At 40.5% G+C, this 25,449-nt stretch carries 24 protein-coding genes; 3 read left to right on the forward strand and 21 right to left on the reverse strand.

Translation table 11 applies throughout. From position 1 onward, the window contains the following. Positions 1 to 3: 3 nt before the first annotated feature. The 9 genes from flgM to degS form a co-directional block, all read right to left on the reverse strand. Positions 4 to 264 (reverse strand): flagellar biosynthesis anti-sigma factor FlgM, encoded by a 261-nt coding sequence (flgM, locus tag K8L98_RS23095; RefSeq protein ID WP_070878218.1) that lies wholly within the window; start codon positions 262 to 264, stop codon positions 4 to 6. Positions 265 to 335: 71 nt separating this feature from the next. Then, positions 336 to 752 carry a TIGR03826 family flagellar region protein gene (locus K8L98_RS23100; protein WP_223438440.1) on the reverse strand — a complete coding sequence of 139 codons (417 nt, stop codon included), beginning with the start codon at positions 750 to 752 and terminating at the stop codon, positions 336 to 338. A gap of 59 nt (positions 753 to 811) precedes the next feature. Beyond that, positions 812 to 1,504: a ComF family protein gene (locus K8L98_RS23105; RefSeq protein WP_223438442.1), complete on the reverse strand. Its 693-nt coding sequence runs from the start codon at positions 1,502 to 1,504 to the stop codon at positions 812 to 814. Next, a complete protein-coding gene (gene comFB, locus K8L98_RS23110; RefSeq protein ID WP_223438444.1) occupies positions 1,504 to 1,785 on the reverse strand; it encodes a late competence protein ComFB in 282 nt (93 codons plus the stop codon). Before comFB ends, K8L98_RS23105 begins: the two co-directional genes overlap by 1 nt. 81 nt (positions 1,786 to 1,866) lie before the next feature. After that, entirely contained in the window at positions 1,867 to 3,333 is a 1,467-nt protein-coding gene (locus tag K8L98_RS23115; protein ID WP_223438447.1) for an ATP-dependent helicase ComFA, read from the reverse strand. Further along, positions 3,330 to 3,515, reverse strand: a complete 186-nt coding sequence (locus K8L98_RS23120; RefSeq protein ID WP_223438449.1) for a Myb-like DNA-binding domain-containing protein — start codon at positions 3,513 to 3,515, stop codon at positions 3,330 to 3,332. The genes K8L98_RS23115 and K8L98_RS23120 overlap by 4 nt, the downstream gene beginning before the upstream one ends. Before the next feature lie 508 nt (positions 3,516 to 4,023). Then, positions 4,024 to 4,866, reverse strand: coding sequence for a DegV family protein (locus K8L98_RS23125; protein ID WP_223438450.1), 843 nt, complete (start codon positions 4,864 to 4,866; stop codon positions 4,024 to 4,026). A 347-nt stretch (positions 4,867 to 5,213) separates the two neighbouring features. Continuing rightward, entirely contained in the window at positions 5,214 to 5,897 is a 684-nt protein-coding gene (degU, locus tag K8L98_RS23130; RefSeq protein ID WP_223438451.1) for a two-component system response regulator DegU, read from the reverse strand. Between the two features lie 71 nt (positions 5,898 to 5,968). Continuing rightward, a complete protein-coding gene (gene degS, locus K8L98_RS23135; protein WP_223438454.1) occupies positions 5,969 to 7,126 on the reverse strand; it encodes a two-component sensor histidine kinase DegS in 1,158 nt (385 codons plus the stop codon). A gap of 149 nt (positions 7,127 to 7,275) precedes the next feature. Here degS and K8L98_RS23140 point away from each other — a divergent pair, with 149 nt between their 5' ends. Both K8L98_RS23140 and K8L98_RS23145 read left to right on the forward strand, forming a co-directional pair. Then, positions 7,276 to 7,911, forward strand: coding sequence for a YigZ family protein (locus K8L98_RS23140; protein WP_223438455.1), 636 nt, complete (start codon positions 7,276 to 7,278; stop codon positions 7,909 to 7,911). A gap of 19 nt (positions 7,912 to 7,930) precedes the next feature. Then, positions 7,931 to 8,932 carry an LCP family protein gene (locus K8L98_RS23145; protein WP_223438456.1) on the forward strand — a complete coding sequence of 334 codons (1,002 nt, stop codon included), beginning with the start codon at positions 7,931 to 7,933 and terminating at the stop codon, positions 8,930 to 8,932. A 1,414-nt stretch (positions 8,933 to 10,346) separates the two neighbouring features. On the opposite strand, the gene K8L98_RS23150 is transcribed toward K8L98_RS23145, so the two are convergent. Beyond that, positions 10,347 to 11,429, reverse strand: coding sequence for a glycosyltransferase family 4 protein (locus K8L98_RS23150; RefSeq protein WP_223438457.1), 1,083 nt, complete (start codon positions 11,427 to 11,429; stop codon positions 10,347 to 10,349). Positions 11,430 to 11,565: 136 nt separating this feature from the next. Next, entirely contained in the window at positions 11,566 to 12,690 is a 1,125-nt protein-coding gene (locus K8L98_RS23155; protein ID WP_223438458.1) for a glycosyltransferase family 4 protein, read from the reverse strand. 227 nt (positions 12,691 to 12,917) lie between these two features. Here K8L98_RS23155 and K8L98_RS23160 point away from each other — a divergent pair, with 227 nt between their 5' ends. Continuing rightward, positions 12,918 to 14,150, forward strand: a complete 1,233-nt coding sequence (locus tag K8L98_RS23160; protein WP_223438459.1) for a glycosyltransferase family 4 protein — start codon at positions 12,918 to 12,920, stop codon at positions 14,148 to 14,150. A 59-nt stretch (positions 14,151 to 14,209) separates the two neighbouring features. Here K8L98_RS23160 and wecB read toward each other — a convergent pair whose 3' ends face one another. The 10 genes from wecB to K8L98_RS23210 all read right to left on the reverse strand — a co-directional run bounded on the left by wecB (position 14,210) and on the right by K8L98_RS23210 (position 25,396). Continuing rightward, positions 14,210 to 15,355: a non-hydrolyzing UDP-N-acetylglucosamine 2-epimerase gene (wecB, locus tag K8L98_RS23165; protein ID WP_223438460.1), complete on the reverse strand. Its 1,146-nt coding sequence runs from the start codon at positions 15,353 to 15,355 to the stop codon at positions 14,210 to 14,212. Positions 15,356 to 15,505: 150 nt separating this feature from the next. After that, a complete protein-coding gene (locus tag K8L98_RS23170) occupies positions 15,506 to 16,723 on the reverse strand; it encodes a glycosyltransferase (RefSeq protein WP_223438462.1) in 1,218 nt (405 codons plus the stop codon). Beyond that, positions 16,723 to 17,454, reverse strand: coding sequence for an ABC transporter ATP-binding protein (locus tag K8L98_RS23175; RefSeq protein WP_223438464.1), 732 nt, complete (start codon positions 17,452 to 17,454; stop codon positions 16,723 to 16,725). The genes K8L98_RS23170 and K8L98_RS23175 overlap by 1 nt, the downstream gene beginning before the upstream one ends. Next, on the reverse strand, positions 17,455 to 18,234 hold the full coding sequence (locus K8L98_RS23180) for an ABC transporter permease (RefSeq protein ID WP_223438466.1): 780 nt from the start codon (positions 18,232 to 18,234) through the stop codon (positions 17,455 to 17,457). It abuts the gene before it with no gap. 112 nt (positions 18,235 to 18,346) lie between these two features. Next, positions 18,347 to 18,595 carry a hypothetical protein gene (locus K8L98_RS23185; RefSeq protein WP_223438468.1) on the reverse strand — a complete coding sequence of 83 codons (249 nt, stop codon included), beginning with the start codon at positions 18,593 to 18,595 and terminating at the stop codon, positions 18,347 to 18,349. 119 nt (positions 18,596 to 18,714) lie between these two features. Next, positions 18,715 to 19,974: a nucleotide sugar dehydrogenase gene (locus K8L98_RS23190; protein ID WP_223438472.1), complete on the reverse strand. Its 1,260-nt coding sequence runs from the start codon at positions 19,972 to 19,974 to the stop codon at positions 18,715 to 18,717. An 83-nt stretch (positions 19,975 to 20,057) separates the two neighbouring features. Then, complete coding sequence (locus tag K8L98_RS23195) at positions 20,058 to 21,698, reverse strand: glycosyltransferase family 4 protein (RefSeq protein ID WP_223438474.1); 1,641 nt, start codon at positions 21,696 to 21,698, stop codon at positions 20,058 to 20,060. Between the two features lie 44 nt (positions 21,699 to 21,742). Next, positions 21,743 to 22,219, reverse strand: a complete 477-nt coding sequence (locus tag K8L98_RS23200; RefSeq protein WP_223438476.1) for a hypothetical protein — start codon at positions 22,217 to 22,219, stop codon at positions 21,743 to 21,745. Continuing rightward, positions 22,179 to 24,389: a glycosyltransferase family 2 protein gene (locus K8L98_RS23205; RefSeq protein WP_223438478.1), complete on the reverse strand. Its 2,211-nt coding sequence runs from the start codon at positions 24,387 to 24,389 to the stop codon at positions 22,179 to 22,181. Before K8L98_RS23205 ends, K8L98_RS23200 begins: the two co-directional genes overlap by 41 nt. Continuing rightward, positions 24,389 to 25,396 (reverse strand): methyltransferase domain-containing protein, encoded by a 1,008-nt coding sequence (locus K8L98_RS23210; protein ID WP_223438480.1) that lies wholly within the window; start codon positions 25,394 to 25,396, stop codon positions 24,389 to 24,391. The genes K8L98_RS23205 and K8L98_RS23210 overlap by 1 nt, the downstream gene beginning before the upstream one ends. Between the last annotated feature and the right edge of the window lie 53 nt (positions 25,397 to 25,449).

Raw genomic sequence — 25,449 nt, forward strand, 5'->3', positions numbered from 1 at the left:
AATCTATTTTTGGTAATGCTTTATGACGCTGTTTGCGATAGCTTTTGGATCAATTGTATAGGTGCCGGTTTCAACCTGTTTTTTTATTGCAGCTACCTTTTCTTGTCTTGCCTGGTCAATGGCATTTTGCTGCTGAAGCTCTTTAGCCTGTGTTGAAATTTCAACTTTATCCTGCTTTTTAGCCGGCTGTGCTGCTTCCTGCTGCTTCTCTGTATTTCGTTTATAAGGGTTTATCCCTGCTGAGTTTAAGTGATTGATCTTCATCCCTTTTCCTCCATTCTTTCGTTCTTCTCGTTACTTTCTATATCGGCTGAAAATAATTGTTGTTAATATAGTTAGATATTTTTAGGCTGAAAGGTATAATAGGTCGCTTGCTTTTCTGTGACTTTTTGACGGCGTTCTTCTTCCTGTTCTAATTCAAACAGCTGAGTTTTAATGTCTTTTCCGCAAGAAATACAAAGCTTATTTTCTCTGATTAGTTTTCCGCATTTCTGACAAGGATAACCGAGGTTCGGGAAGTTGGCGAGCTGAATTCTGCCCTGTCTGATAAATTTCAGAATCAGCTCTTCTTCAACTCCCGTATGTTCTTCGACATTTGATAGAGTGGCTGTACGATTTTTACTCTGCTTTAAAAAGCCGTAAACGACTTCAAATTTATGTTCTTCTTCTTTATAACATGCATCACAAACCGTTTTAAATTGTGTTTTCACAAATAGCTTGTAGCATTCCGGACAGTTCGATAGTTCTCCCATTGGTGATTCTCCTATCATTGTACTATATATCTTTACTATCGGAATCAGTTTGAAAACGTTTAGCCTCGAACGAGCGTTAAAGATGAAACACTTTCGGCACCATGGTCTATAAGCAGTTTGGCTGCATGTCTGATCGTAGTTCCTGTTGTATAAATATCATCAATCAGAAGAAGGTTTTTCCCGGAAAATTCAGAGCCGCCATTTATGAAAAAAACATTTTCAGTCTGAAGGCGTTCAGTTCTTGTTTTCTTGGATTGTTTTTCTAAGTGAATACGCATGAGAGGTTCGTGAATTGGGGCATTGAGTAAGTCAGCAAGCAAGCGTGCCTGATTGAATCCGCGTTCATAAAGCCGCTCTTTACTGAGTGGAATGGGGATAAGAAGGGAATTCTTTGAGAAATGCTTAGAGAAGACGTTTCGGAAGGGCTCGTAAAAGAGTTCAGCTAATTGTGCATCGCCTCTATATTTGTATCTGGCTATTAATTCTTTCATGAATTCATTGTAATGATACACAGAATGATTACTCGCAAGGACGCTGCCAAACAGGGGATCTGCTTTCCATCTTTCACAGTCATAGCAAGCTTTTTCCTCAGATTGGGGCCGATCGCAAATTGGACATACAGTACCTTCAATCAAACAGAACTTAGATGAACAATCAGCACAGCATGCATTCTCTTGTTCATCTAAAAAAAATACGCTCCTCCAGGATACAGCTTTTTCAAGCTCATCCTGGCAAATAAGACATTTGTTCATCACTCACCTCTTACATAAGTTTCGCACTTCGGCGTATCGGAGACCATCTTTGCACATTCCGCTAATTTGACAATTAAAGTCGTCATTTGCTGTTTGTCGACAAATTCCGCTTTCACATAAGCAACCTTATCCGGGTTGGTTACGTATCTCGGCTGAACCCTGTTTAAAACAAGGGCAAGCACGTCATTTAAGCATTCCTCACACGTACAATTCATCTGCAGAGCAGTCTTATATTCATCTAATAAATCGATCATGATTCGTTCCATCGCATTAACTACCACCGCTCTACCCCCATCTACATTATCTTGTAGATGATTATGCCACAGACAGAATATGTTGGATAGAAATATACCCTTAAACAGTTACAAAGTCACTCTTTTCGCTTCAGCATTCATCATTTGGATATGCTTTTTGGCACGAATCATCGCTTCTGTTTTACCGTAATGAAAAAATTGCACATCTCCGCTTGGGTGCTTCGCACTTCTTCCGACACGGCCGGCAATTTGCACCAGCGCACTCTCTGTAAAAACATTGTCCTCTGCCCCCAGCACAGCGACATCAGAATTAGGAATGGTGACTCCTCTTTCTAATATAGTGGTGGTAATAATAATGGGAATTTCTCCATCTCGGAAGCGCTGTACCTTTTCTTTACGACCAGGATCTTCAGCATAAACCCCTTCTATTAAGGGATCCTGCTTTTTTAATAGAGCCGTCGTTTCTTCTAATAACGGTATGGATGGAACGAATAGAAAAGCTTGTTTTTTTGATTCCAAATGGGAGGAAATCCATTCTTGAACGTTTAAAGGAAGTTTGTCTTTTCGAAGAGCCCTTTTATAGTTCCCGCACCATGAAAAACCAGGTACAGGAAGCGGATAACCGTGGTATCTTTGAGGGATTTTGACTTGATTGGCAATTTCTTTCTTCAGGTTGTTGGATGGTGTTGCCGTTAAATAAATGAGGGAGCTTTGTTCTTTTCTTGCACGCCCCGCAGCAAACTGGAGACTTTGATCAGCTGAGTAGGGAAATGCGTCTACTTCGTCTATGACCATCAAATCAAACGCTCGTTCAAAACGGAGGAGCTGATGAGTCGTGGATATAGTGAGGTTAGCTTGCTTAAACCGATCTTCGCTTCCTCCATATAGAGCAGCAATTTCTGCTTGAGGAAAAACGGACTGAAGCCTTGGGGCAAGCTCCAGGACAACATCCATCCGCGGCGTAGCGATGCAGACTTGCTTATTCTCTACTAAAGCTTGTTCAATTCCTTTGAAAAGCATTTCTGTTTTCCCTGCACCGCATACAGCCCAAATGAGCAAATCGCTTTGATTTTTCAGGGCATGCAGCATTCTTTCTGACCCTTTTTGCTGCTCTCTTGATAGCTGTCCATTCCAGTGCATGGCATCAAATTTTTTATGCTGGATGTCTGATTCCGGACCGGTCCATTTAAGGAGAGGGGTACACTCGCTGACTCTTCCCATAAGGATGCAGGAGCGGCAATACGAACAATATTCACCGCACCTTGCACACTTAAAGGATCCGATCAAGCTTTGATCGCTGTTATTGCAGCGATTGCATCTAAGCTGTTTATTCGTTTTCTCCAAGCCATACGCATACTCAATATAGCCGTTTTCATAATGCCGGTGTATGATTTCGAACGGAAATGGAATTTCATCTATGAGCAGCTTTTTTCCCTGAAGGTGTTTTTGGAGGTCTTTAGAATATGTAAACGATGGATTGATTTGGCTAACACGGAGGTTATGTTTTGAAATTGGAAGCCCTTCTTTGTCATTCTCTGTGGGTTTCAACAATCCATTATGTATGTGGAATTTCATTCTTCATTGAACTTGGTTTTTTCAATTTTTCTGAATCTCTTTTCAACACTGATGGGTGTTCGGTTTAGCTGTCTTGCAATATCCCGGAATTTAACACCTTGCTTTCTTAAATCCATTAACTTTTTGTCTTCTAATGTTGTCCAATGACGGTAGGCGCGTTTCTGTAAGTCAATTTCCTGCATGTGACCACTCCTCTAGTTTAATTAATCATTATCATAAGTATGTTAAATTTTGCAGAAATTGTCTAGTCTTGTCACATTAATTACAAAATGCGGAAAACAAATTTTCGGTGCGAATTTCGTTATTTTTTCGTTGATTTTTTAAAAGTTGTTATTTCGACAAGCGAAATAGTATGGCGGTCTCCTAAATCAAGGAAAAGGTAAAGAAATCGGAAGCGGTTGAGCCTTGTTTTTGAAGAGAATTATTTATCAATTCTTCATTTTGACTTTCAATAAATTTATTTTCTCGTGTGATTTCTCAAAATAATTCCCGGACTTTCCGATTCCAACACTTTTCCTATTAATTCCGAGACTTTCCGTGTTAATTCCAAGACTTTTCGCATTAATTCCCAGACTTTCCGAATTAATTCTGAGACTTCCACAAATCATCCCGGATAATTGTGAACAAATACGGCTTCAACAAAAAAACTGACCCAAAAAGTCGCATGTTGCGACTTTTTGAGTCAGCCTCTTACCTCTTATACCACCCAAGACCCATTGCACCTTCACCTAAATGTGTGCCGATAACCGGTCCGAAATAGCTGATGGAGTATTCTACATGGGGATACTTTGCTTCAAGTTCTTCTTTCATTTGCTGAGCTTCATCCGGGCGGTTGGCATGAATGATGACCGCGCGCATCGGGTCTCCTGCGCAAGCTACTTCATCAAAAAGCTCATATATACGGTTGATCGCTTTTTTGCGTGTGCGGATTTTTTCAAAAGGGACGATCAGTTTATCGACAAATTGCAGGATTGGCTTTACCTGCAGCAGGCTGCCGATCAGTGCCTGTGCGCCGCTTAAACGTCCGCCGCGCTGAAGATGTGATAAATCATCTACCATGAAATAAGCTTGAATTGATTTTTTCACTTCGTTTAGACGTGTGATGATTTCATCAGGTGTCTTGCCTTCTGCAGCAATCTCCGCAGCCTCAATGGCATAAAAACCCTGGACCATGCAGCTGACTTCCGAATCGAATGCATAAACATCAATGTTATCGACCATTTGACCTGCTGACACAGCTCCGTTATAAGTACCGCTGATTCCGCTTGATAAATGAACACTAATGACTGCATCAAATTCTTTAGAAAGTTCTTCAAATAATTCAACAAATTTGCCAACTGACGGCTGTGACGTAGTCGGAAGCTCGCCTCTGTTTTTGACTTCTTCGTAAAAGTCTGCAGCTGTTATTTCAACTTCCTCCTGGTACACTTCTCCGCCAAAAATCACGCTCAGCGGAATCATCTTTATATTTAACCGCTCCCGTATTTCTTTTGGAATATAAGCAGTGCTATCCGTAACTATTGCCGTTTTCATATATGTACCATCCTTGTAATCGACTTCTCTTATTGTACTTTTCATTCTATAAGAAATTGCTTCTAATTTCATTACTTTGTATGTAAATAAATGGTGAAGAAATAAGAATTGTGCAAGCGCCCGTTTAGCTCAGGCATGACAGATAAGAATCCGGTCGTCCGGGTTTGACTTTTTTGCCGGATTTGTTCTGGCCGAGAAGTTGGGCGATGGAGCTAATGTGCAACACTTTATACTTTCTTATTTCTAAATAAAAATCCCTGCTATCTACTATAACAGGGATTTGCGAGATATAGATATGCAATTTTTAAAAAGCGCCGTGTAAAAGAAAAAACCTGCCGAAGCAGGTTTTATCGCACTTCCACCCAGCCGTTTTTGATGGCAACGACTACTGCTTGAGTACGGTCATTTACGTTCATTTTTTGAAGAATGTTGCTTACGTGATTCTTAACTGTTTTTTCACTGATGAAAAGGGCTTCGCCGATGCCGCGGTTGCTTTTTCCGTCCGCAAGCATTTGCAGCACTTCACATTCACGGCGAGTTAAAATATGTAATGGACGTCTGATTTCAGTCGTGATGGTTGTTGTCCCTCCGCCTGATCCGCTTGTAGCAAGACGTCTGAATTCATTCACAAGGTTATGTGTTACTTTAGGATGCAAGTAAGACCCGCCATCAGAAACGACTTTTACAGCTTCGATCAGTGTGTCTGCATCCATTTCTTTTAACAAATAGCCGCGAGCGCCTGTTTTCAAAGCGTGAGTTACATAGTTTTCATCGTCGTGAATCGACAGGATGATTACTTTTGTTTCCGGATTTGCTTCCACCAGCTGTTTTGTAGCTTCCACGCCGTTTACTTTTGGCATGTTGATGTCCATGATGACAACATCAGGCTTGCTGTCTTCAACGATGACTAATGCATCTTCGCCATCATCGCCTTCTGATACAACTTCAAAGCTTGGTTCGAAATCCAAGATTCTTTTAACGCCTTCTCGGAATAATTGGTGATCATCGATAATCGCAATTCTAGTCTTCATGCATACGCCTCCCATTTTTTATTCTAGTCTATTATACGGTGATGCCGTCAATATGCCTTTGGTCTATTTTTTCAGACATTGAGAGGCACCTGTATCATAATGAATGTCCCAAGACCTATTTTAGAATCAATTGTGATTCGGCCGTTTAAAAGCTCTACACGCTCTCTCATCCCAAGGAGACCGAATGATTTCTTCTGATTTTGCTTCATTTCTCTCGTATCGAAGCCTTTGCCGTTATCTTTGATCATCAGAATAATATTATTCTGATTCACCTCAACTTTAACCTGAATCTCACGGGCTTCGGCGTGCTTTAAAGCATTCGTGACTGCTTCCTGAGCCAGCCTGAACAACGCTACTTCAAAACGGGGCGGAAGCCTGTTTTCTTCAAAATCGCCGAGGCTTGAAAATAAGATACGGGTTTTCCCGTTATACTCTTCGATTGTATAAAGGTACTTTCTGAGGGTGGGAATGAGTCCAAGGTCGTCCAGTGCCATTGGCCTTAAATCATAGATAATCCTCCGAACCTCATACAGGGCATTGCGGACATTTTGGCGAAGGCTGCGGATTTCTTTAAAGCCTTCATCAGACCCCCGCTCTCTGAAAATCCGTTCAATCAGCTCTGAACGCATCATCACGTTCGCAAGCATCTGAGCAGGTCCGTCGTGAATTTCCCTTGAAACGCGTTTGCGTTCCTCTTCCTGAGCTTCAATGATTCTTAGACCGAAATCTTGCTTCTGATGTGCATCCTCAATCAGCATGCCGACCTGACGAAGATCCTGATGCAGATAATTCAGGACAACCGTTATTTGGCTCACAAGCACCTCTGCCCGCTCAATCGTTTCCTGAAGCCCAAGCAGCCTTCTCTCTAAATCATCCCGCCGGTCTCTGAGCTGCTTCTCTTTTTGCTGAAGCATGGTGAGCTCCACCTGAAGCTTGTGAGCCTTCTCATAAGCTTCCCTTATTTCTTCCTCGCTGAATTGCTTAAAGTGCTTGCTCACCTCAGACAGACGCTTTCTGGCAAACCTGGCGTGAACCTCAAGCTTGTCTCCCTGTTCAATCACATCATTAACCTGTATCTTAATTTGTTTTAATTCTTCTACAAGCTCTTCGTATTGCTGACGGGACTGCTCGCCGATCTTAAAAATTTCGCCTTTGCTGCCGTCTACCGTCGATACCATCTTATCCAGAATTTGATCAAGCACTTTGCAGTCAAGCTTCTTGGAGTCCACTATATCTCCTCCACTAATGGGTTAAAATAAACTTCACACAATATTACACAATATAATGATTGAAGTGAAAATTTTGTCGCTTTATAATATAAGAATGTGCATTTATAATTCCATTTGCCTTCTATAAGCTTGCAAGGAGGTGTACAAGCATGCTTTCACACTATTATACCGTAAAAGGATACGGAGAGCATGAAATATCCATACAGAAATCACGTTTTATTTGTTATATAAACCGCGCAGCAACCGAAGAAGAGGCGCAGGCCTTCATTCAGCAGATAAAAAAGAAGCATTGGGATGCGACACATAACTGCTCAGCCTATTTAATCGGCGAACATGATCTGATTCAAAAAGCAAATGACGACGGGGAACCAAGTGGAACCGCCGGCGTGCCTATCCTTGAAGTGCTTAAAAAGAGACAATTAAAAGATACAGTTGCCGTTGTTACCCGTTATTTCGGAGGCATAAAGCTCGGCGCAGGCGGACTGATCCGCGCATATGGCAGCTCAACCTCTGAAGCACTGAACGCAATCGGCATTGTCGAGCGTAAGTTAACACGTGTGATGCATACTAAGATTGATTATACATGGCTTGGGAAAGTGGAAAATGAACTCAGAAATTCACATTATCAGCTTAAAGAAATTCATTACCTTGATAACGTGGAGGTTGAGACGTTTGTCGAAGAAGGCCAGAAGGATCAATTCATAGAATGGATGACAGAGCTGACAAATGGCCAGGGTGAAATCAGCGAAGGTACTCAAATCTATTTAGAACAGCCAAAAATTTAAACGTACAGAGGAGTAACTTATGAATAGGCAGGAAGTTAAGAAAATAAAGAAAAAGAAGAAAAAAAGCGTTTTTAGACGAATTTTATTTTTGTTCTTCATACTATTTCTTTTAGTTGGCGGATATGCAGGCTATGTCTTTTATCAAACCTATCAGGCCGCTAACAATTCATATGACGATTTAGGAAGAGATAAATCCAAGTTGCGCGATGAGGCCGTGAGCATCTCAAACGATCCCGTTTCCATTCTGTTAATGGGCGTAGAAAACTACTCAAGCGGCGGATCCGGCGGACGGGCAGATACACTCATGGTGGCTACCTTTAATCCAAAGGATCAGACGATGAAACTGTTAAGTCTTCCGCGTGATACACGCGTAGAAATACCAGGAAAAGAAACAAAGCGCAAAATCAACTCTGCCTATTCAACTGGCGGGAAAGAACTGACAATTGAAACGGTCGAAGGTTTCTTGGATATTCCAATTGATTATTATGCAACAGTTAACTTCGAAGGCTTTAAAAACATAATCGATATTGTAGGCGGCATAACAGTGGACGTACCTTTTGATTTCACTCAAAACAGTGATGATCCAAAAGCCGAAAAACTTGAGTTTACTGAAGGACCAATGAAAATGGATGGAAGATACGCTTTGGCTTATGCAAGAATGAGGCTGCAGGATCCTAACAATGACATTGGCAGAAATGAAAGACAGCAGCAGGTTGTAAAAGAGGTCATCAATGAGATTGTATCAGCAGGCACTCTCCTGAAGGTTGACAAGCTGACAAATGAAGTTGGAAAGAACGTTGAAACCAACATGAGAATGTCAGAGCTATTAGGTTTTTATAAAAAGTACAACAACTTTAATACTAATAAGATTGAAACTGTAAAGCTTGAAGGTGTAGGGGAATATATCGGCAACGCCGCTTACTGGATTCCGGATGATACAAGCCTTGAAGAAGTAAAAGATGAATTAAAAGAGCATTTAGAGCTTAAATCAGCAGAAGACGATAACTTAGACAGCAATTAATACCGAAAAAGCTCCAGCCAAACTTGGCTGGAGTTTTCTTTATTCTAAAACAAAGCTTCAGCGGATCTGTAAACCGGTTATAGAGGACGGTCACTGACTTTCTAGCTCTAATGAAAATTTGGTATTATTCCATCTAGGGTACTCAACTCGCAGAAAACGACATTCATTCAGCAAAAAACCTTATCCAATTCGCAAGAATCCCTGTTCAACTCGCAAAAATGGGCTTCCAACTCGCAAGCCTTATTTTCAACGGAAAAACTTACATTAAAAATGCCTGTTTTGTCCAATTCATCAATGCTGCTACTGAAAAACAATGATATTCCGCTGTGCAGGCATCTCCCTCTCGTTTCAGAGCATGCAACTCGCAAAAAACGATATTCATTCAGCAAAAAACCTTGTCCAATTCGCAAGAATTCCTGTTCAACTCGCAAAAATGGGCTTCCAACTCGCAAGCCTTATTTTCAACGGAAAAACTCACATTAAAAAATGCCTGTTTTATCCATTCAATCGATGCTGCTGCTGAAAACGAATGATATTCCGCTGTGCAGGCATCTCCCTCTCGTTTCAGAGCATGCAACTCGCCAAAAACGACATTCATTCAGCAAAAAACCTTGTCCAATTCGCAAAAATCCCTGTTCAACTCGCAGAAATGAGCTTCCAACTCGCAAGCCTTATTTTCAACGGAAAAACTTACATTAAAAAATACCTGTTTTGTCCATTTCATCAATGCTGCTGCTGAAAACGAATAATATTCCGCTGTGCAGGCATCTCCCTCTCGTTTCAGAGCATCCAACTCGCAAAAAACGACATTCATTCAGCAAAAAACCTTATCCCATTCGCAAGAATCCCTGTTCAACTCGCAAAAATGGGCTTCCAACTCGCAAGCCTTATTTTCAACGGAAAAACTTACATTAAAAAATGCCTGTTTTATCCATTCAATCGATGCTGCTGCTGAAAACGAATGATATTCCGCTGTGCAGGCATCTCCCTCTCGTTTCAGAGCATGCAACTCGCAAAAAACGACATTCATTCAGCAAAAAACCTTGTCCAATTCGCAAGAATCCCTGTTCAACTCGCAGAAATGGGCTTCCAACTCGCAAGCCTTATTTTCAACGGAAAAACTTACATTAAAAAATGCCTGTTTTGTCCATTTCATCGATGCTGCTGCTGAAAACGAATGATATTCCGCTGTGCAGGCATCTCCCTCTCGTTTCAGAGCATCCAACTCGCAAAAAACGACATTCATTCAGCAAAAAACCTTATCCAATTCGCAAGAATTCCTGTTCAACTCGCAGAAATAAGCTTCCAACTCGAAAGAACCCCTGTCCAACTCGCAGAAACGGGCTTCCAACTCGCAAAGCTCCATTTCCAATGAAGAAAACAAAAAAAACCGCACAGCAGCAGCTATGCGGAATTAATTATCTTTTTGAGGCTTCGGCTTAGCCATAAGCTTTCTGAATGCATTTATAAGGGGTTTATGGCCTTCCCCGATTAATCCGACGAGCTCAGCTGTAATCTGGATAAAGAACAGCAGAATCATCATGATAAGCAGAGCCATCCACATCGTTGCATTTGAGAAAACAATAGCTGACAGTCCAAAGCATGCACTGAAGAAGTAAATAAGCAGCACAGACTTTCTGTGGCTGAATCCCATGTCCACTAAACAATAGTGCAAATGAAGCTTATCGGGTGCAGCGATATTCTGTCTGTTCACCAGTCTTCTCACAATCGCAAAGAGTGTGTCAAAAATAGGTATAGCCAAAACAATGATCGGAATAATAAAACCGAATAACGTGATGTTTTTAAATAATCCCATTGTCGACAGAATAGAAATGGAATAACCGAGGAACAGTGCTCCGGTATCTCCCATAAAAATTTTCGCCGGGTAGAAATTGTGAATCAGGAATCCGAGCGTGCTTCCGATCAGAATCACACACAGGGATACAACTGCAAATTGAAAATTAGTAAACGCCATGATCAGGATACTGGTCATCGCTATAGAAGAAACGCCCGCTGCTAGCCCGTCTAATCCATCGATCAGATTGATGGCGTTTGTGACGCCGACGATCCAGAGAATGGTTACAGGATAGCTCCAGTAATCAAGATAGATCAGTCCGAAAAACGGAAGGGTAATCTTGTTAATAAGCAATCCGGATGAGACAACGACTGCAGCTGCAGCTAACTGCCCTGCAAGCTTATACTTTGCCGAAAGAGTAAAGCGATCATCAAGAATACCAATAATGATAATGATGAAAGCACCGATTATAATCTCTTTCATATACATTGATTCAGGACGCAAGTAGAGGTAGCCTGCCACAACACCGATAAAGATGGCAAGACCGCCAAGCCTTGGCATGAGGCCCTGATGGATTTTTCTGCTGTTGGGCTTATCAACCGCCCCGATTTTTATCGCAAGTTTTTTTATAAGTGGTGTAATAGATACAGCCACTATAAACGATACTATAAAAGCTATAATATAATTAGAATAATCTAACATGCTTACACCAACTTGTGTGAGATATTTTCACTTCCTCCATCATAGCAAAAATATATAAACTTGCAATTATTATTTTGTTAAGATAGTCTACGCTTTATTCTAAGTATGAACTCTTTTTGAACAAAAATAATAATCGCTATTGCTGTTTCAGCAATTTTTTATAAAATGACACTAACTTCTTTTCTTCTGTTTCCCAGTTATAGGTTGTTTCGAAACTCATTCTTCCATTTATACCAAAGTCTTTTGTCTTTTCCGGGTTATCCAGCAGCACATTTAGTGCATCTGCAATGGATTCAGGCTTCTCAGGATCAATCAAAAGTCCGCTGCGTGAATTTTCCACCACTTTCCGGTAATGAGGGAAATCAGAAGCCAAAATCGCAACACCTGCTGCCATATATTCAAATAGTTTATTGGGCAGACAGACCAAATGATTGGGCTCAGGTAAGTAAGGAATAATGCCTATTGATGCCTTTGATAGGTAGGTTTCGATTTCTGAATAAGGCACACTTCCCATAAACTCCACGCGGTCTGCCAATCCGTAAGCTTTTACCTTCTGTTTGATTTTCCGTTCGAATGCGTCAGACTCAAATCTTCCAACAAAAACAAACCTTGCATCAGGATGTTTGTCCGCTGTTGATGAAAAGGCCTCTGTTAACTGTTCAATCCCTCTGATGGGAGTTATACCGCCAAGATAAAGAATCATGTCAGGATCTTTCAGCGCAGAGTGATTGAGCGTGAACATTTCAGTCAAAGGGTAGTTTTCAATCTTGCAGGAGTTATATCTCTGATACCTCTCCCCTACTTCGTCCGTCGTATAAATAACGCCTGACAAAATAGGCAGGGAAATTCTCTCAATGGTCTCGTAAATAAAACGGACAGGTTTTTTCATCCATCTTTTCAAGTATTTTTTACTCATAATCGCATTAGGGTAATGCTCATGGGCATCAAAGATTACAGGCTTTCCGGTAAAAATACGGAGCAGAACGCCGACTGGAATAAGCTCCGGATCATGAAAATGATAAAGGTCTGCATTTGTTTTTCTGGCTGCTTTGAAAACGGTAAACGTATGTAAAAAACGCTTGAATTCCTGCTTTGGCTTTTCGATTGGAATAAGCCTTATTGAATCTTCCAGCATCTTCTCAGGTTTTGGTGCAACAAGCGAGACATCATACCCCGCCTTAACAAGAGATTTGCATTGCTTATGATAAATACGGCCGTCATATGCGTTATGAACAGACGTGATTACACAGATTTTCTTCATAGATATCCATTCCTTTTTAAAGTTATAGCAGAGTATAACATTCAGCGCATTGATGTTCTCTCCAGTGCCCGGCTCCTCGGCTCCCGGACTTTTCAGCCAGAGCATAATCTGCCTTTCAGAGCTGAACAAAGCACTTCTGCTTTTCTCATCTCTAAGTTGTAACTTTTCAATTTATACTTTACACTATTATATTGACATATCCTAATTTTTAATGGAAAGGGATTACTATGAAAATCGTTTATATAACACAGCACTTTCCGCCTGAAATTGGTGCAGCACAAGGCCGTGCCTTTGATATGAGTACGAATCTTTCAAACTTGGGGCATGATCTGCATGTGCTTACGGCCTTTCCAAATCATGAGTCAACTTCTAAATTGTACAGCAAAGAGAAGGTGAACAAGCTATCCGTTTATCGCTCTTTTCGCATACGTGATACTAAAAAAAGTTCAATCCGGCGTTTAGCCAACTACTTGTCGTTCATGTGCTCAAGCATCTTCAGCGGCTTGTTCGTAAAAAAACCGGATATCGTTTATGCAACCTCCCCACAGCTCTTTCAAGGAGTAACCGGGTATGTGCTGAGCCGCATCCACAGAACAAAGTTCGTTTTTGAAGTCCGTGATTTATGGGTAGACTTCGCTGAAATTTTAGGTCAATTTAAAAACAAAAAATTACTGAATCTCGCCAGAAAGCTTGAGAATTTCATTTATAAAAAAGCGGATCTGATTGTTGTCGTCACTCACGGCTACAAAGATCGTCTGATAGACCTGGGTATTTCAGCAGATAAGATCATCGTCATTCCAAACGGAGTGAATCCAAATACCTTAAAACCTGTTATAAAAAGGAACGATGTGAAAAAGAAATACGGGATCGAAGATAAATTCCTCGTACTTTATACAGGCAATATTGGGGCAGCGCAAGGTCTTAAGACCATCATAACAGCTGCAGTAAAGCTGAAGGATGACCCTTCTGTCTGCTTTATGTTCATAGGTGAAGGTGTTGAAAAAGAAGCTTTAATGGAACAAGTGAAAGCAAATGGTTTAACCAACGTGCTCTTTCTGGACAGCAAAAGAAAAGAAGAATTGGCTTCCTACTACGACAGCGCTGATCTTGGCATTGTCAGTTTAAAAAAGCACCCATTATTCGAAATCACCATTCCATCCAAGGTGTTTGATTATATGGCGGTTTCACTGCCGGTACTGATCGGTGTTGAGGGTGAAGCCAGAGAGATCGTAGAGAAAAATCATGCCGGCTTCACATTTGAACCAGAGAATCCGGAAGACTTTATCCGTGCACTCAAGATCGCTCAAAGTCAGCCAGAGACACTTAAAGAAATGAAGAAAAACCTGCGTCACCATCTTCTTCAATCTTTTAATAGAGAAACACAGGCAGCAGAGCTTTCTCAAGCCCTGCACTGCTGCAATGAATCTCAAAGCATCAACCGCATAAAAAAAACGACCTGATTTTTGGATCAGGTCGTTTTTTTGATTTAAAAGAAACATAAAGCTTCGCGCTTTTCTTATTATACTTGGAACGGCACAGGCTTTTCATCACGCTTTTTGAAATAGTGCAGGATGGCTTCCACGATACGTCTGGAAGCTTCTCCGTCTCCATATGGATTAGAGGCTTTCGACATCTCTTCATAGCGTTCTTTATTGTTAAGCAGCTCGTATGCAAGCTTATAGATCGTTTCCTCATCTGTACCCGCTAGCTTCAATGTTCCTGCTTCAATCCCTTCAGGGCGCTCTGTTGTGTCCCGCAAGACAAGGACAGGCACTCCGAGAGATGGCGCTTCTTCCTGTACGCCGCCTGAATCTGTCAGGATAATATGAGCTTTAGAAGCAAAGTTATGGAAATCATAAACGCCAAGCGGTTCGATCAAATGAATTCTAGGATCATTGCCAAGGATTTCATCCGCAACTTCACGAACAGCCGGATTTAAATGGACAGGATAAACAACCTGCACATCATTATGCTCTGTGATCAGGCGCTTAATCGCACGGAACATGTTTCTCATTGGCTCTCCTAAGTTCTCGCGGCGGTGAGCGGTTAATAGAATCATGCGGTCAGATCCTACCTTCTCAAGCACCTCATGAGTATAGGAATCCTTAACAGTTGTTTTTAAAGCATCAATCGCGGTGTTGCCTGTTATGTAAATCGTCTCGCCTTTTTTATTTTCCTGAAGCAGATTGGCTTCCGCTTTGTCCGTTGGAGCGAAATGAAGATCTGCAATCACACCTGTAATTTGACGATTAACCTCTTCAGGGAACGGAGAGTATTTGTTCCATGTTCTGAGCCCTGCTTCTACATGCCCGACAGCAATTTGATTATAAAATGCAGCTAAGCTTGCAACAAACGTTGTCGTTGTATCGCCATGAACCAGTACAAGATCAGGCTTAACTTCCTTCATCACTTCATCTAAGCCTTCGAGCGCCTTTGTTGTTACACCTGTCAGCGTCTGGCGGTCCTTCATAATGTTCAGATCATGATCTGGAGTGACTTCAAATAATTCCAATACCTGATCAAGCATTTGACGATGCTGGGCAGTTACAGTAACGATTGAATCAATTTCATCCGGATACTTTTCAAGTTCAAGCACAAGCGGTGCCATTTTAATGGCTTCCGGTCTTGTACCGAAAATAGTCATGACTTTTAATTTGCGATCCATATATACGAAACTCCTTTTATAGTCCAATTTAGGCAGCTAGTCTCATTATATCATGTGCCTGAAAAAGAGTATTTTTCTTTATTATTAGAATTTCATTTCATTTTAATTAAATATTTATAAAAAAGATGTGGTGCTATAACCCCACATCCACTACGATAAATTGTCATACATCTGTATCAGCTTTTTACTTTCCGCATCCCAAGTTAAAACCTCTCTGGCAAGCAGGCAGTTTTGCTGATAGTAAGAATATTGATTCATAATCTCCAAAATGCCATTTACAATGCCTTCCGGCGTTTCCTCTGCCAGCACGCCGGTATTGTACTCGTCAATAATGACAGACTTGCCGGGATGATTGGAAGAAACAGCAGGAACGCCCGCCTGAAGGTATTCAAAAATTTTATTAGGTGTTGAATAATAATTGTTTTTAGAAACCTTCTCATACATCACAAGGCCGATGTCAGCCTTCGCTGTATAATGAATTAAATCCTCAGAAGATACCTGATCGTGAAAAAAGACCCGGTCTGACAGTCCAAGGGAATGAGTACGGCTAACAAGTTCTTCTTTCAAAATACCAGAACCAACCATCACAAGTTTAAAGGTTTCAGGAAGCTTAGCCATCGCATCAATGATCAATTCGAGTCCGCGGTACGGAGAGAATCCCCCTTGATAGAGCAGAATCGTATCTTCTTCCTTAAACCTATAATCCCAGTCAATTTGCTTATCCTGATTCAGGATATCCTTGTGAAAAAGAGGGATATTTTGAATGAGCACACATGGTTTTTCACCGTTTTTTTCAAACAGATAATCTCTCAGATAAGGATTCACAGTAATAAAATAATCTATCTTTTTAAAAAGCCGTTTTTCCATGCTGTACCCTACGATGCGGTCAAGCTGGTTACGCCCGGCCATCTCGTTGAAGATTTCATGTGAATCATAGATTAGTTTTGCAGAGAAATCATTTGAGAGCATGTGCCCCTGCCACAGCGTATTTAAATCATGACAATGAACGGCATCAATCGAGACATCTTTTAAATTCGCTTTGACCTTTTTATAAAACTCATAGTAGGCAAGGTAGTCTTTAGGTATTTTAACAATCGGCAGTCTGGCAGTGCGGACGATCAGCTTTTTTATTGCTGATTGTCGTGTTTGGCCGCCGGCGTTCCCTTTAGACATAGTAGCTTTCAGGCTTTTAACTGAAATGCCAATCCGAATCAAGTGAATGTTTTTATGTAAAAAAGGATCAGGCTCCTGGAATTCTCTGACGCAGGCTAAGTATACGGCATGTCCTGCATCAGCTAATGCCAAGGCCTCTCTTTTTACTCTCGCATCATAAGGAATATCCTTATACAGCAGCATGAGAATATTCATTATCTTGCCTTTTTCATAAACTCATCATATTCCTTGACGATCGGGCCTGTTTCGCCAACAGCCTTTTGCTCGCCAAGATGAATCCAGACAACACGGTCACAGATCGCTCTTACTAAGTTCGATGAGTGGGTTACAAGAATAACCGTTCTTTCTTGTTTGATTTTCTCCATAATCGCTTCACGGCATTTCATCTGAAAAGCCGTGTCGCCTACTCCTAAAACTTCATCGATGAGCAGAATCTCAGGATCTAGCGAAATAGCAGTAGCAAAAGCGAGTCTTGATTTCATTCCTGCAGAATACGTGCGGACAGGTTTATAGATAAAATCGCCAAGCTCGGAGAATTCTATAATGTCATCGATTTTTTCATCAATCGTTTTCTTTTTATGACCTAAAAGGAGGCCATTCAGATAGATATTCTCAATCCCAGGCAGCTCAGGCTGAAATCCCGCTCCCAATGAAAGAAGAACTGGATGCTCCTCGTCCATGATGCTGAATTCGCCTTTATCGGGAGAAATCAGGCCGCTGAGCAGCTTTAAGAGCGTACTTTTACCAGAACCGTTTCGGCCGATTACGCCAAGAACCTCGCCTTTTTTCACTTCGAAGTTCAGACCCTTCAGCGCCCAGAACCGGTCCTCTTTTTTATGAACACTGATTAGTTTTTTTAATGGTTTTTCTGTATGCTCCGGGTACGAAACCCAAAGATCTTTTACTTCAATTATATTTTCACTCAATTAAATCACCTTAGCATATTCTTTTTCATTTTTGTTCAGCAAGCGGATGCCTAAATATAAAACGGCCATTGAAAGAATGGTTAAGATAGCCAGCGGCATGAACTCTGGAGGTTTTCCATACACCAGAATGTCCCGATATGATTCTATAAAAGTCGTTAAAGGATTCAGATAAAGCAGCGGAATTAATTTTTCCGGAACGGTCTTCAATTCAAACAATACAGGGGACAGATACATCATAGTCCTTGTAATATACTGCATCATGTTTTTCACATCGCGGATAAAGACGCCAAGATGTGCCAAGAAAATCATAAGCCCCAACAAACAAAATGCATTCAGGACAAAGATGAGCGGGAAATACAGCACGTTCCAAGTAAAGTCGATACCGTAAATAGCCAAAAACAAAAAGAGAACGACTACACTTATCAAATATTTAATACAGTTAACAAGCAAGCGGACCAATATAAAAATAATTTTCGGTACATACACCTGCTGCAGAATATTCCCTTTGGAGGAGATGGAATTCGTTCCATCTACTAAAGCAGCAGTAAAAAATTTCAGAGGAATTAAACCAGTAAAGATGACGACTGGATAATCTGGCGTGCCTCTATCAAGTATGACAACAACTAATAAGTAGAAAATTGCCATATAAAAAATCGGATCAAGAATCCACCATAGAAAACCAAAATATGTCCTTGAGTTATTTGCTTTAAAGTCTGAAGTAGTCAAGTGATATATTAAGTCTTTATTGTTTTTTATGGTTTTTATTGTATCTAATAGCATAAGATGTTCTCCTAACTAGCAAAATGTTGCACCTTAATAATAATATACTTACTTAAATCACCTTTCAAGTTTTACTCCAAATTGTAAAAGGATTGACACGAATTAAAAACGTCTAATAGAAACCGGCTGTACTTTGCGGAAACCATTGTATGACAGATGCTGCTCTATTGCTCTGAATAATAACCCTCAGCAGGTTAAAACTTGAGATTGAGTAACCGCAGGAATGGTATATGCCTTTTAACAGCTGAAACTCTGTAATAGGGTAATCACGCAACTGCTCAAACGGCAAAATCAGGCAGCCGCAGAAAGCTCCTTTACATGCTAAACGTGTCCTTTTCCAGCGCATGACCAGAACCAGCAAAAATAGAATTCCCCTCTATTATCTGTCTAGATTACCCCTAAATTTCGCATCCCAAAACCTTACGGCAGAATAAAAAAAGACCATAAACGAATATGGTCCATTGTAGATTCAATTTTGACTTACTTTACAAATTTATAAAGGTTTCCGAAGTTGATATAAGTGATCTCTTCCGGGCACTCTTTTACAATGTTTTTCGTGTCAAAAATTCTCTTTGTTTTCATGCCTGCAAAGTCAGCAGCATCGACTGATTTGAATTCGTTGTGATCTGTCAGAACTAAAACAAGATCAGAATCGTTAACTGCTGCTTTAAGGTCTTTTTCTACCCAGTCTTTTTGAACATGCGGGTCGTAAGCGATCACTTCGTTTGCACCAGCCATTTTTAACTGCTGGTAGATATCCATTGCCGGACTTTCACGGATGTCGTCTACGTTTCCTTTATATGTCAGACCGAATACAGTGATTTTTTTATCGTCTAAGCCGCCAAGCATTTTAGATACGTTTTCTACAACAAATGAAGGCATAGAAACGTTGATATCACGTGCCTGATAGATAAGCTTCGCCTGTTCAGGAGCTTCAGCAACGATGAAATACGGATCAACAGCTAAGCAATGTCCGCCAACGCCCGGTCCAGGGTGATGAAGGTTTACACGCGGATGCTTGTTTGCCATTTCGATTACATCAAGTGCATTGATATCAAGCTCAGTACAGATTTTTACAAGCTCATTTGCAAGTGAAATGTTTACGTCACGGAATGTATTTTCCATAAGTTTGGACATTTCCGCTGTTTTAGCATCTGTTAAAATAAGCTCGCCTTCAACAAATGTGCTGTATACTTTTGCTCCGGCTTTTTTACAAGCTTCTGTCACACCGCCGATGATGCGGTTATTGTGAATTAATTCGTGCATAATTTGTCCAGGAAGCACGCGCTCTGGGCAATGTACTAAGAAGATATCTTCCCCGATCGTAAAGCCATGTTTTTCAAGCAGCGGCTTTACATGATCGTCCGTTGTACGCGGAGCGATTGTTGATTCAACAATAACCGTGTTGTTTTTTTCCAAGTAAGGAATCATCATTTCAACAGCACTTAAAACATATTTTAAATCTACAGATTTATATTGATCATCTTTATTTGGAGTTGGAACAGCAATAATGAATACATCTGCTTTTTCAGGCTTCGTTGCTGCCTTGAATTTGCCAGATGCCATAACCTCTTCTAATGCATCCTGCAGACCAGGCTCTTCGATATGAATTTTGCCCTGGTTTAATGAATCAACAACTTGCTGCTGAACATCTACACCAAGCACGTCTACGCCATGCTTTGCAAACATTATAGAAGTTGGCAGTCCAATATAACCAAGACCAAGTGTTGCGATCTTCATGTGAATTCTCCTCCAGTTGATTGTTCAAAAAATTTCTCTCATACAACAGTACAGCTTTGAAAACAGCATGTCAATGATTTGAGTTACGGCTGCTCTAAGAGAACTTTCTCATTTTTCGTTTCTGTTATTTCTTTAAGTTCTGCCTGAATCATTTTGTTTTTTCCGCATTGATACCTGACGATATGTGCAGCTTCTTCGGATTTTTGCAAAAAGGCTTTCGGGTGATAATAAAGGTATTCAATGGCTTCGGCAAGACCCTTATAGTCCTCGCTTTCAGCTAAAAATCCGCAAGAATCATCTATGAATTCAGGAATGGCATATACACCGGATGTTACAGGCACCAATCCGCTCGACATCGCCTCTCCAAGGGAAACACCTTGAGAGTCCATTCTCGACGGGCTTAAAAAGATGCCATGTGACTTATGCTGTTCAGCTATATCCTGCTGAGATAAGAAATAGTTATGAAGATGAACATTCGGAATGTCTCTGATTGGCTCAACCACTTCATTAAACAACGGTCCCTGACCGTAGATGTCAAAGGTAAGATCATTAAAAAACGGCTTGTCTTTTAACTCAAGAATGGCTTTTACGGTCAAATCATTCGCATACGTCCTTGAAGCAAACGGCCTGATGGTTAAAATCCGCATTCTTTGCTCTTCTGGTTTCTCTACATAATTAAACAATTCATCATCAATTGCATTGTGGATGATGCTGTAGTTTTTAATGATCGTATTTGTATCTTTTTCAGCAACATTTTCTTTGTACCATTTTGAGACGAAGATGAATTTAATATCGTCATCTTTTGCCGTATAAAGATCCGCCATAAAGTCAAGCTGCTCCTGGTTCCTTTTCGCATACTCAAGGCTTTTGCGTATTTCTTTGGTGCTTTGGTAGAAATTAAACCAGCGGCGGTACCATTTTGTTGTTTCGAACCCGTGAACCCAGATAAGTTTCGGAGTATAACGGGCTTTTGACTTTCTGACAGCTCTGTACATTCTTTCATTTATGAAGTGAAATAATACTTTCTTGTAGGGCTTTGCATTTAAAAGGTTCGTAAGCGCATCTTCCCCGCCTATAAAGACAGGTACACCATCATATACATAATGAGCAATGCTTGCAGGTGACGTATTCAGCCGGTAAATGGCTGCATTAATTCCGTTCTCTTTATACGCAAGCACCCGTTTATGCACGAACATATTTTGGTAGTACGTGTTCTTTTCAGGATAAACATTTGTCACAATCAGGTAATCCGCCTCAGGATATCTCAAAAACAATTCCTTCTGGCTTTCTTCAGTCGGAACATTGTAGGCAGAAACAGAAAAATCCGTAATCACCGCTTCTCCGGTTCCTGAAAGCCTAAGCCCTAATGAATAGCTGGCTACATTTTTCGGAAAGCTCAGGTTCATTTCACTGCCTAATGGATTGTACTGAACATACACCTTATTGTTATCTTTGTCATAACCGACGATAACCTGCTGAACCTGCACGCCGCTGTACGTTTTTCCGTCTATTTTAGCAATATACGTGTACTCAGCGTTCAAGCTGCGGTCAACTTTATTACTTTTATTGTAGTAAAGGATGATCGGATTGGCGTCTTTCTTAAGCTGAGTGATCTTAATATCCAGACGGTCACTGCCCTCTATCTGTACATCAAAGCTTGACGTTGTTTTTTTGGGCCATTTATCAAAAAAGGAATCCGTTTTAACCGGCTCTTTTGTTATCAAGACTGTCCCCTCCCGTCCTCAAATAAAAAATTTGAGACTTACCTCTATTTTCTGCGTTTCAGTTCCCAATATTTCAATTGTAATTTTCCAAGTTTGGAATTTTGCAGTCTTGTCAATTTCGTTCTGAGCTCATTTATTGTCCGGTCTTTTTCTTCTAAAAGCTTTTTCTGCTCTTCCTGACCTGCTGAAATCGACTCAATGGATAGACCAGCTGCCTTTAATCCTGCAGCTTCCTGTTTTTTGATGAGCTGACCCAGGTTTTCGCGGGATTCAATGTCATCGGCAATTGCTGCAAGAATTTCCTTGAATTCCTTTTCCATTTCCTTCTTATCTTGAATCAGACGGTCTGCTAATTGGCTCAAACGTTCACATTCGTCTTTATCTGTGCCCGTCATCTGATGATTCGCTGTCTCCATCGTTTTCATCCAGCTCCTTTCAAAAACAACCCCGGTCTTAGGCACTATATTGCTGACTTCATTGTCAGCTGCGCCTGGGAAATTTTTTTGAAACCATTTTTTCAAAAACGCCTGCAGCTGCTTTCGCATCGTCAAGAGGTGATAAGTAGGTAATGCCGTCACTTTGGCCTAAAATACTTCCTTCTTCATACACACCCCAAATATCAGTGCCGCTGCCTTTATAATCACTAAGTTTTGAAGGCAGGTAAGGATTTATAGGCTTATTGTCTTTCGTAGTTGAGTCATTAACAACTAAGCAGTCAAATTTTGTGCACAGATTCAGGAACGTATAGAAGTCGACAAAGCCATTGACAATAATGGAATCTTCAAGCGGATCATCTTTTAGCTGATCCTCGAGATCTGTCGGTTTAGCGGTAAATACATGGATAAGCACTTTGCGCTGTGTATCCTCATTCGCTTCTTTTAACCCTGAGAACAGATCGTTCAAGTTTCTCTTGCTGTAAAAATTACCGAAATAGGCAACATTTACATGGTCATCCGAAAGCAGAGGATAATTAAACTCTTCCATATGATAATAACGTTCAGGCAGTGTCGGATGCGGCTCTATGACAGCTTTTTGCTTAATGATTGACTTGATTTCCTCAATCGGGAACATGTCCATCATATATTGGAACTGATTTTTGTTGGTGAAAATTAATTCATCCGCAAAGATATACGGAAGATATTCACACCATACGAACAAACTGCTGTCGTTTGGTGAAGGGTATCCCGCTTTCTTCACATCTGCTTCCAGCTGTTTTAGATACCCCTGATCTGTGATATCAACAAGGCGTTTCTTCGCTTCAATGTCATAGATCAAAGGATCTGAAAACTCAGCAATCCACTTCGTTTGCGGATATTTCTTTTTGTATTCATACGCTAAAAAGTGGGAGGCAGCCCACATTGCACGGCTGAACACCTGCTTATGAACACCATTTTTCTCAACCAATTCGTCTGCGCCTTTCATGCCCATGTCTACAAACGTTTTTATATGGGCCCAGTGAGAAAAGCTTGAAGGTGAGTTGATTGCAAGCCTAGTATGAATTAAATCATCCACCATTTGGTTCAATGATGTATTTCTTGTGCGGACTTTGTCCATTGTATTATAGATAACATCAGATACCTTGCCTGCTTCCCTCATACGTTTCGCCATAACGTTTCCGGCTGTGTCGTTATAAGGCGGGAAGCAATAAGAAACGACCAATTGTTCTACCTTATCCTTGTTAAGCAGATGGTACGGGAAGTAAGTTAGTCTTTTGGATGAAACTTCTTCAATAATCCGGTCGTATTCATCCTTATGCTGTTCATAGTATTTTACAATGAACGAACTTTGTGCGTTTATTTTCCGCTCGACAAAATCGCGTTTTCCATGAGAAATATCAGGAATCTGCAGAAGTTCATTCAGTTTCGCAATACAAGCGGCACGCTGTCTCACATTAAAGTCAAACGTCATAGCTTGTCTGGAAATAGAGTTTTCTCTAAGCGTTCTGTAATAAACTGCCTTTTTGGTTATTGGCGCTACAACAAATTCCAAGTCATTTTTAATAAGAAGCTCCGAGAAGAATACAACGTCTTCTCCGCTTTGCAGACTTTCATCAAACTTGTACTTTTGTACATATAAAGTCGGAATCAGCTTACATGCGTTGATGGTTAAGACGGTATGAAGCTTCATGTAGGGACTTTGCTTGCTGATAACCGATTTTAAAATCTGGCGATTAATTGGATTGGAGGATTGTACATTCCCGTCTGGCTCAACGTTAAAAATTTGAGAAATCACCACGGAATTCGGCTTTGCCTGCTTGTACATTTCTTCTAGAAAATTCTCTGACAGATAATCGTCGTCATCAAGGAATGTGCAGTATTCACGTGAAGCAAGTGAAATTCCTTTGTTTCTTGCGATTGATGCTCCTGCTTCATCCATTGCAATGACTCGGATGTTTGTCAGGTTTCTTTCAGAAATCAGCTGATTGATCAGGTCTTCCGTGCGGTCTTTTTCTCCGTTGATAACAACAATGACTTCAAATAATGCAGCATCAAGGGTCTGATCAGCAAGGGATTTTAAGCATTTAACAATGACATTTTCACCTTTGTAGGTAGGCAAAATAATGCTGATTCCTTTATCATAAAGAGGCTTGTCATTTTTTCGGACATGTTCCTTTTCAATGTCATACCCCATTTTCATAGCTCGTGTTAGTCGGACTTTCTCTAAACGTTTGAGTATTTCCACTTTAAGCATTATTTCTTACCTCTTCCGGCTATTTTTTTCTTTAATTCCCAATATTTTAATTGAACTCTGCCAAATCGGGATTTTCTCAGAACATTATAGCGATGCTCCAGATTCGTTACTTTTCTGTTCAGATCTTCAATTTTGTTTGAATAGGCCAGTGCAGCTCTCAATGCTTCTTCTTCACGATTAAGCACCTCGACCGTTTCAATTTGCAGCTGACGGATGTATTCATCCTTTTCAGCTATCTGCCTATTCAGCTCTTCGTATAACACTTCTATTTTTTCAGATGATTTTTTCACTTTTTCTAATTCTTTTAGTTCTTTTTCATTTTTCGCAGCTTGACCAGCAAGCGTTCCGATGCGCTGCATATAATCTCTTTCCAGCCAATAAAAACCCTGCTCTAATTGCTTCGTGTTTTCTGCTGTATAAAAAGATTGATTATTTTCTTGAACAGCTGTGCAAATTACACCTGTCCACCTTCCCAAATACTCAAAGGATTCAATTTTGAAATGAGCACCTAATTGTTCAGCTAATAATGAGTAATAATAAGTACGTTTATGATCTATAAAATCATTAATGCCAAAAGGAACGGTTACGATTAATCTTCCGCCCGGCTTTAAATGTGACACCGTTTTCTTCAAAAAAGAATCTGGGTCACTGATATGTTCTAGAACTTCTGTAAGTAAAATCGTATCGTAATTAGTGTCTATATCTTGGTCTGTCATAAAGTTAGAAACTTTAAATGAAACGGAGGCTTGTACAGACGGATGTTCTTTACCAAGCTCTGTTTTTGCATATTCTACTGACTCATGAGAGATATCGATTCCATCTACTTTTTTGCCTTCCCGACCTAATAGTATGGCATTTATACCCTGTGAGCAACCAATATCAAGCACTTTGCTGCCTAAGACATGTGTAACAATCCAATTTATGCGCTCTCTTGTTTTCTTGCTGAAATCTGTTCCTAAAGCTCCATAATATGCTTCATTAACACGATCTATAATAAGTTTACTCAAAGAAACTCCTCCAATTAGCTATGTGAAATGGCAATGACGTAATTTCTATTCTC

This window comes from Metabacillus dongyingensis (assembly GCF_019933155.2).
GTDB classification, from domain to species: Bacteria; Bacillota; Bacilli; order Bacillales; family Bacillaceae; genus Bacillus_P; species Bacillus_P dongyingensis.